The sequence below is a fragment of the Streptomyces phytophilus genome (assembly GCF_013870535.1).
Taxonomy (GTDB): Bacteria; Actinomycetota; Actinomycetes; order Streptomycetales; family Streptomycetaceae; genus Streptomyces; species Streptomyces phytophilus.
Window position 1 is genome coordinate 1 of sequence record NZ_JACBXC010001252.1, and the last position, 1,738, is coordinate 1,738.

Genomic DNA, 1,738 nt, shown 5'->3' on the forward strand with positions numbered 1-1,738 from the left:
GCCGGGCCGTTGCCACCGGCAGCCGCGCCGTCGTGGCCCAAGCCCGCATCGGCGCGGGTAGAAGAGGTGCCGCGAGGGCGGGAAGGAGAGGATTCGGGAAGAGCGCGGGCCAGGGCGGGCATGGCGGCCACCACCTTTTCGTGACGAGTCGATCGCGTTCCGTGACGCCCTCGACTCTGCCCGATCCCCGCCCGCCCCGCTCCAGCCTGTGGATAACTCGCCAGTTGTGGATAACCCGGAGGCCCGAGGCGCCCGGGTGCCGGGGCGGGCGACCGCCCCTACGGCAGCTCGATCCCCGGGTCCATCCCCGCCAGCGCCCCCGTGCACAGGCAGTCCCGGTCCGCCGTCGCCGGCAGCCGCCCCACGGCGTCGAACAGCACGTCCCGCAGCCGCCCCACGTTCGCCGCGAAGACCTCCAGGACCTCTTCGTGCGAGACGCCCTCGCCCGTCTCGGCGCCCGCGTCGAGGTCCGTCACCAGCGTCATCGAGGTGTAGCAGAGCTCCAGTTCACGGGCCAGCACCGCTTCCGGGTGCCCGGTCATCCCGACCACGGCCCACCCCTGCGCCCGGTGCCACACCGACTCGGCCCGCGTGGAGAACCTGGGTCCTTCGATGACGACGAGCGTCCCCCCGTCGACCGCTTCCCAGCCGCCCTCGTGCGCCGCCTTCAGCGCGGCCCGGCGCCCCGTCGGGCAGTACGGGTCGGCGAGGCTCACGTGCACCACGTTCGGCGTCGCGCCGTCGGGCAGTTGCTCGCCGTCGTAGTACGTCTGCATGCGCGACTTCGTACGGTCCACCATCTGGTCCGGTACGAGCAGCGTGCCCGGCCCGTACTCCGGCCGCAGCCCGCCCACGGCACAGGGCCCCAGGACCTGCCGTACGCCCAGGGAGCGCAACGCCCACAGGTTGGCGCGGTAGTTGATGCGGTGCGGCGGCAGGTGGTGCTTGCGGCCGTGGCGGGGGAGGAACGCGACGCGCCGCCCCGCGATCTCGCCGAGGAACAGCGAGTCGCTCGGCGGTCCGTACGGGGTCTCGACGGCGATCTCCGTGACGTCGTCGAGGAACGAGTAGAACCCGGAGCCCCCGATGACGCCGATCTCTGCCTGCTCTGCCACTGCCTCAGCCATGCCGCAACGATAACCGCGCGGTCGGCCCGGCGGTGTTCAGGCCGCGGACGTCCCGCTTGACGACTTCGACGACTTCGACGACTTGGCCGACTTCGACGACGAGGAGGACGAAGAAGAGGAAGAGGACGAAGAAGATGAGGACGTCGAGGAAGACGACGAATCCGAGGAAGAGGAGGAGGAAGAAGACGAAGTCGACGACTCCGAGCCCTTCTTCTCGCCCGACCCCGACCCGGAGGAGCCCGACCCGCCGGCACCTGCTCCGCTGCGGCTGTCCGTCCGGTAGAACCCGGAGCCCTTGAAGACGACGCCGACCGCGGAGAACACCTTGCGCAGCCGCCCCTGGCAGGCGGGGCACACCGTCAGCGGCTCGTCGGTGAACTTCTGCACCGCTTCGAGGCCCTCGCCGCACTCGGTGCACTGGTACTGGTAGGTCGGCACGTGCTTCCTCCTGGCACTCTCAACTGTTGAGTGCTAACGACGCTTCATCATGCAGCATTCCCGCCCGTCAGTCCACCGGCGCGGGAACAGGGCGCCCGCCACCACGTACCGTGATCGATTCGTGGCTGTCCGCGGGCCGCAGTCGCCGCCGGAGCGCCAGCAGCGTGGTGCAC

Annotated in this window: 2 protein-coding genes; both read right to left on the reverse strand. The window is 70.7% G+C overall.

What is annotated here, in order from left to right; translation table 11 throughout:
* Window positions 1-278: 278 nt before the first annotated feature.
* Window positions 279-1,127: an S-methyl-5'-thioadenosine phosphorylase gene (locus H5J30_RS31315; protein WP_181790920.1), complete on the reverse strand. Its 849-nt coding sequence runs from the start codon at window positions 1,125-1,127 to the stop codon at window positions 279-281.
* Window positions 1,128-1,163: 36 nt separating this feature from the next.
* Entirely contained in the window at window positions 1,164-1,565 is a 402-nt protein-coding gene (locus tag H5J30_RS31320; protein ID WP_181790922.1) for an FmdB family zinc ribbon protein, read from the reverse strand.
* Window positions 1,566-1,738: the final 173 nt, after the last annotated feature.